Source organism: Trichocoleus sp. DQ-A3, from assembly GCF_039961975.1.
In the GTDB taxonomy this organism is placed as follows: Bacteria; Cyanobacteriota; Cyanobacteriia; order Cyanobacteriales; family FACHB-T130; genus FACHB-T130.
This window is the reverse complement of record NZ_JAMPKC010000018.1, coordinates 41,063-54,956: the sequence shown is the minus strand read 5'-3', so window position 1 is coordinate 54,956 and position 13,894 is coordinate 41,063. Positions and strand designations below refer to the sequence as shown.

The window sequence follows — 13,894 nt, the reverse complement described above, 5'->3', positions numbered from 1 at the left end:
CTCCGAACTGACTCATTGAGTTAGGGATCATTCGTCGAAAACAATTGTCGGTTTAAACCGACCTTTTAACTTTCAACCTTTTAATCTACAAGCTGCAATTGGGTCACAAACAACTGACAAAAAGCTTAAAGATTACTCAGGTTCTAGCTTATCAAGCATCGGGAATGCGATCGCTATCCGACCAACAAATTCTCCTCCGGATAGCGGATAATGCTGGGGCTGGGATTTCCCAGAATCGCTGACATCAGGAGCAAAACTCCCACCCGACCGATGTACATGGTGGCAATCAATACCAGTTTGGCGAAAACTGAAATGCTCGCTGTAATCCCAGTAGAAAGTCCAACAGTAGCGAAGGCTGAAACAACCTCCAATAAAATTTGGATAAACGCCAATTGTGGATCGCTTATCGCAATTAAAGTGGTGGAACCAATGACCACCAGAAGCGAACCAACTGTCACCCCAGTCGCTTTCACAATTAGCGCCTTCGGGATTTGGCGCTGGTAAGAAACTACTTCTTCCTTCCCTTGTAATGCTGAAAAAGTAGAACTCAGTAAGACCCTTGTTGTCGTGGTTTTAATTCCGCCGCCGGTACTGCCAGGATTTGTCCCAATAAACATTAAGGCAACGGTAATAAAAAGAGACGCTTCGGTCAATTTCCCGATATCAATGGTATTAAAACCAGCCGTTCGAGGTGTTACCGATTGAAACCAAGCCGCCATAAGCTTCTCAGGGAAACTAAGTGGGCCAAAGGTTTGTGGATTGTTGAATTCTGTAAACAAAAAGAGAATTGTTCCCAGGATGAGGAGAAAGAGAGTGGTCGTGGTAGCAATCTTAAAGTTGAGAGAAAAGACTACACAAGCTTGACTTTTGGATAAGCGATCGCGCGTCCATAAATACGCTTCCATAATCACTTCATAGCCAATCCCACCCAAAATAATCAAGGCAGTGACAATCAGGTTGAGCAAAGGCGATCGCACATATTGCATCAAATTATCTGAAAACAAGCCAAAGCCTGCATTATTAAAAGCATTCACACTATGAAAAATCGATAGCCAAAGACCGCGATCCAACCCGTAGTCGGGTACAAACACCAGCATCAGTAAAAAGATGCCAGTAATTTCAATAATCAGCGTCGTGGCAATGATTGAGCGTACCAAGTCCACCACACCAGCTAATCCTGGCTTGTCGAGCGATTGTTGAATCGCTATCTTGTCTCGCAGTCCAAACTTGCGTCCTAGCAACAGCAACAGGCACGTCGTTGCCGTCATGTAGCCCAATCCGCCTACCTGAACCAGCAAGACAAGGAACAATTGTCCCCAAAACGAATAAAATTTCCCCACATCGACCACCGATAAACCAGTTACGCAGACCGCAGACGTGGCAGTAAATAGCGCGATTATCGGATTGCTCCAACTGCCGTCACTGGTTGAAAACGGCAGCATCAGTAAAATCGTTCCCAAAGTGACGAGGGCAAGAAATCCCAAGCAAATAGTTCGGGCAACAGTCATGGTCTAGGGGTCTATCAGGAAAAGTCTTTTTAGAGCTTACTGCTTTCCGAGTTCTGGTAGGCTAATTTTCAGCAACACCGCCTGAAAATTTCATGACTTCAACTCTTTATCAGCAAATTCAGCAGTTCTACGACGCTTCCTCTGGTCTGTGGGAACAGATTTGGGGCGAACATATGCACCACGGATACTATGGCGCTGATGGTACTCTGAAAAAAGACCGGCGGCAAGCGCAAATTGACTTAATTGAAGAATTGCTCAAGTGGGGTGAGGTGCAGGTCGGGGCGGATTTGAAACCCGCCCCCGCCAATATCCTCGATGTCGGCTGTGGGATTGGCGGCAGTTCCCTTTACTTGGCGCAAAAATTCAACGCAGCAGCAACGGGAATCACTCTGAGTCCCGTCCAGGCAGCGAGAGCTAAAGAACGGGCAGCCGTTGCTGGATTAAGCGATCGCACATCGTTCCAGGTGGCAGACGCTCTGAATATGCCCTTTGCTGACGATTCCTTTGACTTTGTATGGTCGCTCGAAAGTGGCGAACATATGCCCAATAAGCAGAAGTTCTTGCAGGAGTGCTACCGGGTGCTGAAGCCGGGGGGGACTTTTCTGATGGCAACGTGGTGTCATCGTCCTGTCGGAGGCGCAGATGGGCAGCTGACAGATGATGAGCGGAAACATCTGGCGGAAATTTACCGCGTGTATGCTTTGCCTTACGTGATTTCGCTGCCAGAATATGAAACGCTGGCTCGTAAAGTTTCCTTCGAGAATATTCGCACGGCAGATTGGTCAAAAGCTGTCGCCCCATTTTGGGATATCGTGATTGATTCGACGCTCGATCCCAAAGCCATTCTGGGTTTGCTTTTCTCTGGCTGGACAACGATTCAAGCGGCGCTTTCACTCGGATTAATGAGCCGGGGCTATGAGCAAGGCTTGATTCGATTCGGATTGCTCTGTGCGACTAAGAAATAACGTTTGGGAACAAAAATTGCTTAAAATCAAGCCTGAGTATTCATTCAGGCACGCATGAGCCAGATTTCTCCTGAAAAGTCTTCCCTTCCCAAAACCAGTCCTTCTGAGTCCCACCCGGTGCGGCGTACTGGTTCCTGGCTCTACGCCTTATGGAAGTTCTCCCGCCCTCATACGATTATTGGCACCAGCCTGAGCGTGATGGCGTTGTACGCGATCGCGCTTGCAACAGCTTCCGGGGGCGTCACCAGCGTCGAACAGTTTTTGGGTGCATGGATTGCCTGTCTAGGCGGAAATGTCTACATTGTCGGGCTAAATCAGCTCGAAGATGTGGAAATCGACAAAATTAACAAACCCCATTTGCCCATCGCTGCTGGTGAATTTTCTAGGGCGCAAGCTCAAATTATAGTCGCCATTAGTGGAAGTGTGGCGTTGCTGTTGGCGCTGCTTCTGGGACGATATTTACTGTTTACGGTGGGGGTTAGTTTAGCCATTGGCACAGCCTATTCTCTGCCGCCGATTCGGTTAAAACGATTTCCTTTTTGGGCAGCGCTGTGCATTTTCACCGTGCGCGGAGTCATTGTCAATTTAGGGCTGTTTTTGCACTTCAATTGGGTATTGCAAAAAAGTCAAGCGATTCCGGCATCAGTCTGGGCGCTGACGATGTTTGTGTTGGTATTTACGTTTGCGATCGCTATCTTTAAAGACATCCCCGATATGGAGGGGGATAAGCAATACAACATCAACACATTTACGATTCAACTCGGTAAGCCAGCCGTCTTTAATCTCTCTCTTTGGGTGATTACGGCCTGCTACCTGGGCATGATTGTGGCTGGGATATTATCCCTAAGTGCGGTTAATTCCACATTTTTGATAATTACTCATGTATTCGCACTCTTGTTGCTGTGGTGGCGAAGTAGAAGTGTAGATTTGCAGGATAAGAGCGCGATCGCATCTTTTTACCAATTTATTTGGAAACTCTTTTTCTTGGAATATCTGATTTTCCCCGCTGCCTGTCTTTTAGTATAAGAAAGGTTAAAACCCTCATCAGGGTAAGCTTAAGCAAAATAGAACTGCTAGAAGTGCCGGAGGGCTACCAAGGGTGGAAACAGAAACATCTCAACTAACTTATTTTCTGGCTGTCGCTGTCGTCGGGATTAGTCTGACTCTCCTGGGTTTTTTCTTGGGCAAGACATTCGTCGCTTCAAACTTTTTTAAAAAAGGGGTGGCTCTTTATAAAGAAAAAGATTATGCGGGTGCAGAGGCAGCTTTTCGCCAAGTGATTCAGCGACACCGCACCAATGACATGGCTCGATTGCTGTTGGGAAATGCGCTAATGGCGCAAGATAAGATTGATGAGGCGACACCCATATTCCGGGAATTGATTGAGCGATCGCCCAAAAATGTCGATGCTTATTTAAGGTTGGGAGACACGCTGATTAAACAAGACAAAATCGAGGAAGCGATCGCAATTCTTCAAAAAGCTAGAAACTTATATAAAGCGGGTACAACCGAGCAACAACAACTCGATCAACTCATCCAAGAAATGGACATCCCGAAATAAGCTTCAAATTCATTTGAGCGCAGCCAAATCATGACTGAGCGTACCGGAAAAGTATATCTGGTGGGGGCGGGACCGGGAGATGTTGCTTACCTCACCGTCAAGGCACAACATCTGCTGGTTGAGGCAGAGGTGTTAGTCTACGACGCCCTCGTAGATGCCCAGTTGTTGGAGTTGGTGCCTGAAAGTTGCCTGAAGTTGGATGTCGGCAAACGCGGTGGACAACCCAGCACACCGCAAGCTGAAATTAACCAACTGCTGGTGGAACACTGTCAGCAGGGAAAGCAAGTTGTGCGGCTAAAAAGTGGCGATCCGTTTATTTTCGGGCGTTCTACTTCGGAAATTCAGGCATTAATTGCCGCTGGGTGTCCTTTTGAAGTCGTACCGGGGATTTCTTCAGCACTGGCAGCACCGTTGCTGGCGGGGATTCCGCTAACAGATCCGGTGATGAGCCGAGGTTTCACGGTGATTACTGCCCATGAGCCAGATGTTTTGGACTGGGAAGCGCTGGCGCGGATGGAAACGCTGGTAATCTTGATGGGTGGGCGCAATCTCGGTGAAATTGTCTATCAGTTGCATCGATATGGGCGATCGCTTTCTACTCCCGTCGCCGCGATTCGTTGGGCGGGAACGCCTCAACAACAAGTCTGGACAGCTACGCTGGGCACTATCGTTGAGCAAACTAGGGGCGAATCTCTTTCTCCCAGCGTCATTACCATTGGGGAAGTCGTTGGTTTGAGAGAATACTTGCGATCGCCAGATGCACCAGTCGTCTCAGATCGACGCCTAAATCCGCCCGTACAATCATCAGCATCTTCAACCCAATCCGCAGGGGTGAGTTTATCAGACATACCTATGGGAAGCCACAGTTCTCAGAAAACCTCGTCTCTAACGACTCAAAACTCTTCCCAACCGCTAGCTGGGAAAACTATCCTGGTGACGCGCGCAGCTGGACAATCGGGTGAGTTTTGCTTGCGTCTCCAAGAAGAAGGCGCGACGGTGATTGAGATGCCGACGCTGGAAATTACTCCTCCTTCCAGTTGGGAAGAATTGGATAATGCGATCGCGCACTTATCGGATTTCGACTGGTTAATTCTCACTTCCAGCAACGGGGTTGATTACTTTTTTGAACGGCTGGAAGCGCAAAATCAAGATGCCCGTGCCTTAGCCGGGGTCAAAATTGCCGTCGTCGGCAAGAAAACCGCCCAAAGTCTCAGGCAGAAAGGCTTACAACCCGATTTTATTCCCCCAGATTTTGTTGCAGATTCGCTAGTTGAATACTTTCCAGAATCGTTAGGAGGCAAGAAAATTCTGTTTCCCAGAGTGGAAACGGGGGGAAGAGAAGTCTTGGTGAAGGAATTAACCGCCCAGGGTGCGGAAGTAATCGAAGTGGCGGCTTATCAATCTCAGTGCCCGAAAGCGATCACACCCGCCGCCTTAGATGCCCTCCAGCGACAAGCAGTAGATGTGATTACTTTTGCAAGTTCTAAAACCGTGCAATTTTTTGGTCAATTAGTCGGTGAAATCGACAAATTACCCTTACAAGGTGTCTGTATCGCCTCGATTGGTCCTCAAACTTCTAAAACCTGTCTTTCTCTGCTGGGGCGAGTGGATGTCGAAGCCCCAGAATACACTCTAGACGGCTTAACCCAAGCGATCGTCCAGTGGGCGACATCTGAGGCGAATGTCCGCGATCGCTTGGCTCACAACTCAAATATAGATTGCTAGATAGCTATTCTCGATTGGATGCCGTACATTTTAACCCCACCCCTGCCCCTCCCCGTAAACGAGGAGGGGTTTAATATTCCCGATTCTCCTCGCTGCCTGCCCCGCCTTGCTGCCGCTAGTGTCGCGCCGTCAACGAAGAGGGGTTTAATATTCTCCCCTCTCCGTGAACGGAGAGGGGTTGGGGGTGAGGTTCCATATTCTCCTCTCCATCAACGAAGAGGGGTTTAATATTCTCCCCTCTCCGTGAACGGAGAGGATTTGGGGGCGAGGTTCCAAGTATTACACTCAACTGAAAACCGCGATAATCTCTCTCGAACGCTTTTCCACCTTTCGTCGCGCCCTTAGGGGATAGACGGTTCTAAGATTCTTCCGGATGACAGAGCCGAGAGTAAGTATTTTTAGCTATCATCTATTATTAAGATTGTTAACAGTGACTTGCATTTTGGCAGTCTTACCACTCCACCCAAGGTGGTACGCCAGCTAAGTGCCAGATAGCTGACCCGATGGAGTGACACTTAACTGTACCCACGGGTGTCACGAGAAAAAGCGACTTGCACAACCGTTCATCAGATTGCTTGCATAAAGGTCAAATAAAAGGGTGATAAGTCCCATAGCTACCTAGCAAAAATTGACGCTTGCAAGAACTTTATTTTCACTTCGTATGAGGACTGGTACTGGTGACATCACTAAGACAACTTGCCCAAACCCATGAAGAATCTTTAATTGCAGCGTTTTTTCAGGAATCAGAGGGCAAATGGCACTCTGAAAGACGCTACTATACGCTGCCGGATGGAGAAACCAAGGAGATGGTGAGTCTGATTACCGTCCGGTTTCTGGAACAGGGAAGCTCGGAATTGCTACATTTGGCAGAGTTACACCAGCTGGAAGATCCAGCAGCGCTGATTTGTGGTTCCTATGTAGAGTGGAACAGCACAAACTCAGTCACAAACCGCAAAGAGTCGAAAGGTTCGACACTATTTGGCGCATTAGGAACCACACTCTATCGCGATCGCGGCTTTGCCACTCCGAAACCCGTCACGGCTGAGTATTATTTCCCCAATCCCAAAACTTTGTGCTTGCGGACAGAGTACAGAGACTCTTCATTTGAAGAAGAATTAAAACTGATTGGTCGAAGCTACCGCACCCGGCAAACGATCATCTCCCGTGCCGGAGAACAGCAAATGATCGGTCAATATCTAGAAAAGCGCCTTAGCTAGACTTAGCCTGCACACCCAGCCAGAAGTGCCACCGCCGCCACTAAATCATCAGGCTCGACGGGCTTAGACTGATACATTTGAAACCCTGCCTTCAGGGCGCGGTTTTTGTCTTCCTCCCTAGCGTAGGCGGTCAGCGCTAGGGCTGGAATTTGTTTTCCGGTTTTTTCTTCCAGAGTTCTCACCTTGCCGATGAGGGCGTAGCCATCTTCCTCTGGCATTCCAATATCACTCACCAGCAAATCGGGCTGCCAGCTACGAAGGACTTCTAACGCCTCGGCTACCGATGCGATCGCTTTCACTTTCGCCCCAGACTCTTCAAGCACGAGGGCGATCAATTCGCGTGTATCCGTATCATCATCCACAACTAGAACCTGCAATCCGCTCAGGAGTTGAGGTGCTTGTGCTACCTTCTCCTTAGCTTCCCCGCTCCCCGGCTCCTCTGCCCCCTGGCGCTCCTGCCCCTCGGTTTCTCGACTTTTATCAAAAAGTGGTAGAAGCACTGTAAACGTTGCTCCCTGCCCGATTCCGAGACTGGCAGCACGAACGGTGCCACCGTGCAATTCCACCAAGTGACGCACAATCGCTAATCCGAGTCCTAATCCTCCATGCGATCGCGTGGTACTCGCGTCAGCTTGACGAAAGCGGTCAAACGCATAGGGCAGAAAGTCGGGGCTAATGCCCATGCCTGTGTCGCTAATTTGGATTTGGGCAAAGAAAGTTGAAGGTTGCGGGTTATTAGGTGGAGAGTTCGTGGGTTGCACTTCAACTTTTTGTTCAAGTTTTCCTTCAACCCTCTCCAGCCGCACCTCAATTTGCCCGCCTTCTGATGTGAACTTGATGGCGTTGGAGAGTAGATTCCAAACAACTTGCTGCAAGCGATCTGGATCGGCAGCGACCAAGCCGACTGAGCGGTCTAGTACCGCTTTGACTCGAATCCCCTTGGCATCCGCTGCCGGACGCAAGATATTAATCGCTTCATCAATGATAGGTATCAGCTCGATCGAGCGAATATTCAGGTGTAGCTTGCCCCGAATAATCCGCGAGACATCTAGAATTTCATCGGTGAGTTTTACCTGCGCCTTGGCGTTGCGTTCGATACTCTCAAGGGCACGACTGATAACAGTGGGAGTTAGCTTCTGATTGCGGAGTAGCGTTGCCCATCCGAGGATAGAGTTCAGGGGGGTGCGGAGTTCGTGAGACAGGGTTGCCAGGAACTCGTCCTTGAGGTGGTTGGCTTCCTGAGCTTCCCGGTAGAGTCGGGCATTGTCAATTGCCAAAGCAGCCCGATCCGCGAGGTCTTGCAGAAAGAATTGGTCATCACGAGTATAGGAGTATCCGGGGCGATCGCGCGAAACGAATAAAGTCCCAATCCGCCGACCTCGTACCTCTAAGGGTGCGATCAAAATGCTGTACATCCCAAAGCGCTCTAAGTAGGGCAAATACTTTGACTCGCGCAAAGGTTGTATCTCCTCTGGCGACACGACTGGAATCAGTAGCGTCTCGCCCGTTTTAAAGACCCGACCCGTCAAACCCTCATCAACGCGGTGTGCCTCCGTGGCGAGGGTTTCTTGCAAGCAGGCGAGGGCTTCTGGGTTTGGATGATAAATTGCTACCGGGTTGAGGTACTTTCCATCATCTGATAGGATGCGAACTACGCACAGATTTCCCAGTCGCTGCGCTATTTGCTGACTGACCAGTTCTAGAACTGCTTGAAATTCCGGAATTTTCTCAGCAAAAGCTCGCGATACCTCGCTCAAAGCTTGCCGATGCGCTTCCAGACGAGCGGCTCTTCGCTGAGTTTCGGCTCGTTCTAGGGCTAACTGCACCGCAGCCGGCAGACGGTTGTAATATTTGGGCAACTTCAGAACGTAGTCGGACAGCCCCGCCTTCATCGCTTCTACAGCAATCTCTTCGCTGCCTGTATTAGTAAACATCACCACGGGGCAGTCGGGATACCGATCTTTAACGGCACGCAACACCTGTAGACCATCACTCCAGCGCAGTTGATAGTCAGTGACAACGGCATCGAAGCCATCTGCCGCCAGCGCCTGGTTTAAGCCATTGATTTCTGCAATCTCCTGAATTTGGAGATCGGAAAAGGCTCGGCTGAGCTGACGAGCTGCTAGAAGGCGGTCATCGGGGTTGTCATCGATCAGTAAAATACGTAAGGTCTGGCTCATATCCGCTATTTAGTTGGAAGGTTGAAAGGGTTGAAGATTTAAGCTTTCAGCTTTCAAAGTCTTTCCAACTTTCAACTCTCCTCTAATTTTGGCTTCTGGTTGAAAATGAGCCAATATGAATTCAGTGTTTTCACCATATCCAGCAACGCTTCAAAAGCAACTGGTTTAACCAAGTAAGAGTTGGCTCCCAGGTCATAGGCTTGGTTGATGTCACGATTTTCCTCGGAGGAAGTTAGAACAACAACCGGCAGGCGCTTCAGGTCTGGCTGCTGCCGTAACCATTCCAGCACCTCAAGACCCGACTTGCGAGGGAGTTTCAGGTCTAGCAGGATCAAAACGGGTAGGGGGTAGCGATCGCGATCGGTGTAAGGCGGTTCGCCCGCAAGGTAAAACACGGCTGCCTCCCCATTTTCCACCACTTGCAATGGGTTAAGCAGGTTAGCTTTCCGAAAAGCTCGCTGGATCAGGAAAATGTCATTGGAGTCGTCTTCCACCAGCAAAATAGTATAGTTAGACGCGTTCAACATTCGTCTCTAGCCTTGGGCAGGTCTATCCAAAATCTGCTTCCCTCACCAGCTTGCGACTCGACTCCGGCATGACCTCCCATGCGTTCTAACCCTTTCCGCACAATTGCCAACCCAATGCCGGTGCCGGGGTAACTTTCAATTCCGTGTAGGCGCTCGAAGACGCGAAAAATGCGTTGTTGATGTTCTGGAGCAATGCCGATGCCGTTGTCTTCTATCCACAAGCGTACCCAAAATTGGGAAGTTGCTGAAGGTTGATTACTCTCTGGCTCTTCGGCTCTAGATGCGATCGCTCTTATCTCTACCCTTGCCTCTACAATACCCTGTTCCTCGGCTTCCCCCCTCTCCCTGACTTCTGCCCATACTCGCACCTGCGGTTGGACTCCAGGAGCAACAAATTTTATGGCATTATTTATCAAATTTGTCAAGACTTGAAACAAGGTGGTGCGATGCCCGACGACTTGAGGCAGCGGTGGTTCTACTATCACTTGGACTTGTTTTTGCCGCAGTTCTGGCTCTAGTTGAGCAAGTACCTCCACCACCACCGCTTCTAGGTGAATCGGCTGGAGACGGATCTCCGTGCGGCTGAGGCGACTATAGTCGAGCAGATCCTGGATTAAGGTATCCATGCGCTGGGAAGCCGTAATAATGCGCTGGGCATAATCTTGCCCGATGGCATCTAAGGAGTCGCTATAGTCTTCTAACAAAGCGTGACTGAAACCCTGCATGGCACGCAATGGCGCACGGAGGTCGTGAGAAACGGAATAGGCAAACGCTTCTAATTCAGCATTGGCTTCCTGCAATTGAACGGTGCGATCGCTGACGCGCTGCTCCAGTTGTGCATTGTACTGTTCGAGTTGTTCTCGTAACTCAGCTTGCTGCATCGCGATCGCAAGTTGGTTGGCAACCTCAGTGGCAATCTCTTGGTGTTCCGGATTAAACGTTGCCGGTTCCGTGGCACTTAGAATCAGTTCGCCGAGCAGATTTTCTTCGACCCGCAGGGGTACAGTCATGCAGCTGCTTTGCCCTTCCTCCATTCGCTTCATGGCAGGCGGACAACGATTGAGTGCCGCGTTCTCTAGAGAATAGGTTCTCTGTTGCTCTAAGACAAATCCAGGCACAAACTCGTCAATGGGAAGCGTAGCGCCTTCTTTGAACCACAAATCTCCGTTGACACTTCCGGCTATCACTTGGGCAACGCCAGTCTCAAAGTTAAACAACACTACAAAAGCCTGCTGGCAAGGCACCAAGCGCCGCATCCGGGACAATGCCGCGCGGACAAGTTCTGCCCGTGAATGTGCTGCCAGAATCGCCTGGTCGATCTCATGCAATGCTTCCAACCGCTGGGCAGATCGACGCAGCGCGTTTGTTTGCTCTTGGGCGATCGCGAGGGCGTGTTTGTAGGTTTTTGCTACTGCCATCAACTGACGGTTGGTGAACAATGCCAGCAGGCTTCCCAACCCAATGGTTAAGCCGAGAGTGCTGCCAATTGTCAGTTGGGTTGTTTTTTGAGCGGTGTCGGTGCGAACATCCCGCAGAACCTCCTCGGTTCTGATGAACGAGGCAAGCTGACTCCGCATCGCGTCCATTAGCTGTCTACGAGTGTTAAGCACAGAGAATTGATAATCGCTACTGCGCTGCTTGCGAGCGATCTGGGAGGGGGCATATCGATTCCACTGTTCATAAATTGCCCGCAACTCTTTGAGACGCTGAGTTTGTCGCGGGTTGTCCGAAATTAAAGAACGCAAGTCATTAAAAGCCGGATTGATTAACAAACTTGACTGTCGGTAAGGCGCTAAAAAAGCCGGATTGCCGGTGATCAGATACCCGCGAATCCCGGTTTCCATATCTAATAGCAATCTCTGAGTATAGTTCGCTTGGGCAATAACTCGATTGGTGTGGTCAACCCACCGCGTTACCGAAAGTAGGTGGTTGAGCTGCAAAAATAAGATGCCGGAGAGCGCTAGCATCAAAATCAACGGCAACGCGATCGCACGAGTTAGCCTGTGTCGAAAGTTGTTTTGAGCAGTCTCAAATAGCGCCATTTCAACCCTTCAAGCCTTTCGGCTCTAGCAGTAAGCTTTAGCGATCGCACTTGGCGGAAGCCGTCAGCGCCCCCTATGTTGTCTCCTTTACTTTGAAAAAATACTGAGCCAGCAGATCCAAAGATAGCGATCGCTATCTTCCACGCTAACAACTTACAGCACAATAGCAATGCCCAATTAATTATTAGTTAAAACGTTGTGCAACTTTCGGGATGTCTTCCCCACTCATTCGAGTGAGATTTCCCCCTCCAAACTCCTGATAAATCGGTTGCTCAGAAAAAGTTGCACTGGGCTTTATGCACTGGGCGTTATTTAATAATGGCTACCCGATTTTCGGTGATGAACGGCGGTGACGCCTTCCTGCTGTAACACCTTGCCATTTTCCACCACAGCGTAGACCAACCAGTGATCGCCACATTCCATCCGGTTGCGGGCAGTACATTCCAGATAAGCAAGGGCATCGGTGAGAATCGGACAACCATTTTGGGCGTCTTGCGTAGCGACACCCGCAAATCGGTCTTCACCAGGACCAAAAGGTTTGAGAAAATGCTTCATCAAGCCGATGTGCTTGCCTTCTCCCAAAATATTTAAAACAAATTTTCCGCCAGAATGCATCAGCGATTCAATCGCTCGATCCTTGGCGACAGCAATGGTTAAACCGGGGGGATTAAAAGTTGCCTGAGACACCCAAGAAGCCAACATCGCCCCGCTGAGTTCGCCTTGTTTCGTTGTTACAACGGAAAGAGAGCCAACCAGATGCCCTACCGCTTGTTCGATCCTGGCAGATTGCGAAGGTGAAATCGGTTGCACGCTTAACTGTTGTCGAGCCATTTTGGCTTTTTTAGCTTTTTTCAACCCTTGGGCGAAGTCTGTCCCGGCTTCTTCGCAATATTTCAGCGTCACCTCGGTGGGTTTAAATTTGACTCGAATCGGGTCGAAGCCAAAGCGATATCCAGCATCTTTTAACTTGCCTTCTAGTAGATCGATCGCTTCTCCACTCCAGCCATAAGAACCAAAAACACCCGCCAGCTTGCCTTTGCTCGCGTTGGATAGGACAATGCCCAAGGCAGTTTGAATCGGCGTGGGAGCATGACCGCCGAGGGTAGGAGAACCCATGATAAACCCATCTGATTTTTCTACAGCTTCTTGAATTTCCGAGGGTTCGGCAAATTCGCAGTTAATTGATTCGACAGCAACGCCTGCTTTGGTAATACCACTAGCGATCGCTTGCGCCAAGGTTGCCGTATTTCCATAAGCTGAAGCATAGAGCAGCGCCACGCTTGTTTCAGTTGCCCTTTGCTGCTGGTTCCATTGACGGTAAGCTTGCGTGAGCGGAATCAGACTGTAGCGCACCAAGGGGCCATGACCCGTCCCATAGAGTCTGGCTGGCAAATCCTGTGTGAGTTTGTCTAGCGCTGTTTCGACTTGCCGAGCGTGGGGAGCCATCAGACAATCGTAATAGTAGCGCCGATCTTCGCTAAACACCGTCCATCCTTCATCAAACACCTGATCGCCGCAAACGTGCGCCCCGAAAAGCTTATCCGTATACAAAATTTCGGTTAGGGAGTCGTGGGTGCAAAGGGCGTCAGGCCAACGGGGACTAGGCGTGGGGATAAATTGTAAGTGATGACCTTTGCCTAAATCGAGGGTTTCTTCCCCTCGCATTATGGCAATTTGTAGATTGTGTTCTTGTAAAGTCTCTGGGAAAGTGTTTTCAAAAAGATTTCGCAGCAGAATTGACCCTGGATTCGAGCAAACAAAAGTAATTTGAGGAGCCAGTTTTAGTAAAGCATTCAGCGTAAAAACTCGATTGGGGTTGACGTGTCCTAAAATCACGTAATCCAGCTTGTTTAAGTCAAATCGCTGCTGTAAAGCGGAAAGAAAAATGCCTGTAAATGATTCTCCCGGCGGATCGATGAGCGCTGTTTTATCCGCTTGAATCACATAAGAATTCGCCGTTGTGCCCCGTTGTAGAGCATATTCGATTTCAAACTTAAGTCTGTCCCAAGTGCGCGATCGCAACACAGTTGTATCTGCACCAATCGGGAGAACCTGAACATCGCGGGGTTTTGTGGCTGTCATCATAAGTTAAAACGGTAATTTTTTTAAACGCAAAGGTACACTCTCATACGCAAAGTTAAAGCTGCTTCTTTGCGTACCGAGAGCGCT

10 protein-coding genes are annotated in these 13,894 nt (G+C 49.5%); 5 read left to right on the top strand and 5 right to left on the bottom strand.

What is annotated here, in order from left to right:
- Positions 1-173: 173 nt before the first annotated feature.
- Positions 174-1,508 (bottom strand): TrkH family potassium uptake protein, encoded by a 1,335-nt coding sequence (locus tag NDI44_RS21330; RefSeq protein WP_190414646.1) that lies wholly within the window; start codon positions 1,506-1,508, stop codon positions 174-176.
- A gap of 92 nt (positions 1,509-1,600) precedes the next feature.
- Here NDI44_RS21330 and NDI44_RS21325 point away from each other — a divergent pair, with 92 nt between their 5' ends.
- From NDI44_RS21325 to NDI44_RS21305, 5 genes are all read left to right on the top strand, one after another.
- Positions 1,601-2,473, top strand: a complete 873-nt coding sequence (locus NDI44_RS21325) for a methyltransferase domain-containing protein (RefSeq protein WP_190414645.1) — start codon at positions 1,601-1,603, stop codon at positions 2,471-2,473.
- A gap of 54 nt (positions 2,474-2,527) precedes the next feature.
- Positions 2,528-3,499, top strand: a complete 972-nt coding sequence (locus NDI44_RS21320; RefSeq protein WP_190414644.1) for a homogentisate phytyltransferase — start codon at positions 2,528-2,530, stop codon at positions 3,497-3,499.
- A gap of 73 nt (positions 3,500-3,572) precedes the next feature.
- Entirely contained in the window at positions 3,573-4,034 is a 462-nt protein-coding gene (locus NDI44_RS21315; protein ID WP_190414643.1) for a tetratricopeptide repeat protein, read from the top strand.
- Positions 4,035-4,064: 30 nt separating this feature from the next.
- Positions 4,065-5,759 carry a uroporphyrinogen-III C-methyltransferase gene (gene cobA / locus NDI44_RS21310; RefSeq protein WP_190414642.1) on the top strand — a complete coding sequence of 565 codons (1,695 nt, stop codon included), beginning with the start codon at positions 4,065-4,067 and terminating at the stop codon, positions 5,757-5,759.
- A 677-nt stretch (positions 5,760-6,436) separates the two neighbouring features.
- A complete protein-coding gene (locus tag NDI44_RS21305; protein ID WP_190414641.1) occupies positions 6,437-6,976 on the top strand; it encodes a phycobiliprotein lyase in 540 nt (179 codons plus the stop codon).
- 2 nt (positions 6,977-6,978) lie between these two features.
- Here NDI44_RS21305 and NDI44_RS21300 read toward each other — a convergent pair whose 3' ends face one another.
- From NDI44_RS21300 to NDI44_RS21285, 4 genes are all read right to left on the bottom strand, one after another.
- Entirely contained in the window at positions 6,979-9,156 is a 2,178-nt protein-coding gene (locus tag NDI44_RS21300) for a response regulator (RefSeq protein ID WP_190414640.1), read from the bottom strand.
- Positions 9,157-9,227: 71 nt separating this feature from the next.
- Positions 9,228-9,683 carry a response regulator gene (locus NDI44_RS21295; RefSeq protein WP_190414639.1) on the bottom strand — a complete coding sequence of 152 codons (456 nt, stop codon included), beginning with the start codon at positions 9,681-9,683 and terminating at the stop codon, positions 9,228-9,230.
- Positions 9,677-11,725, bottom strand: coding sequence for a CHASE3 domain-containing protein (locus NDI44_RS21290; RefSeq protein ID WP_190414638.1), 2,049 nt, complete (start codon positions 11,723-11,725; stop codon positions 9,677-9,679). The genes NDI44_RS21295 and NDI44_RS21290 overlap by 7 nt, the downstream gene beginning before the upstream one ends.
- Positions 11,726-12,037: 312 nt before the next feature.
- The gene (locus NDI44_RS21285) at positions 12,038-13,807 is read right to left on the bottom strand and encodes a diflavin flavoprotein (RefSeq protein WP_190414691.1); all 1,770 of its coding nucleotides are present in this window, start codon (positions 13,805-13,807) and stop codon (positions 12,038-12,040) included.
- Between the last annotated feature and the right edge of the window lie 87 nt (positions 13,808-13,894).

Coding starts and splice junctions, on each gene's coding strand:
- NDI44_RS21300 (WP_190414640.1), bottom strand. CDS start 9,156: ATGAGCCAGACCTTACGTATTTTACTGATCGATGACAACCCCGATGAC.
- NDI44_RS21320 (WP_190414644.1), top strand. CDS start 2,528: ATGAGCCAGATTTCTCCTGAAAAGTCTTCCCTTCCCAAAACCAGTCCT.
- NDI44_RS21330 (WP_190414646.1), bottom strand. CDS start 1,508: ATGACTGTTGCCCGAACTATTTGCTTGGGATTTCTTGCCCTCGTCACT.
- NDI44_RS21290 (WP_190414638.1), bottom strand. CDS start 11,725: ATGGCGCTATTTGAGACTGCTCAAAACAACTTTCGACACAGGCTAACT.
- NDI44_RS21285 (WP_190414691.1), bottom strand. CDS start 13,807: ATGACAGCCACAAAACCCCGCGATGTTCAGGTTCTCCCGATTGGTGCA.
- NDI44_RS21295 (WP_190414639.1), bottom strand. CDS start 9,683: ATGTTGAACGCGTCTAACTATACTATTTTGCTGGTGGAAGACGACTCC.
- cobA (WP_190414642.1), top strand. CDS start 4,065: ATGACTGAGCGTACCGGAAAAGTATATCTGGTGGGGGCGGGACCGGGA.
- NDI44_RS21325 (WP_190414645.1), top strand. CDS start 1,601: ATGACTTCAACTCTTTATCAGCAAATTCAGCAGTTCTACGACGCTTCC.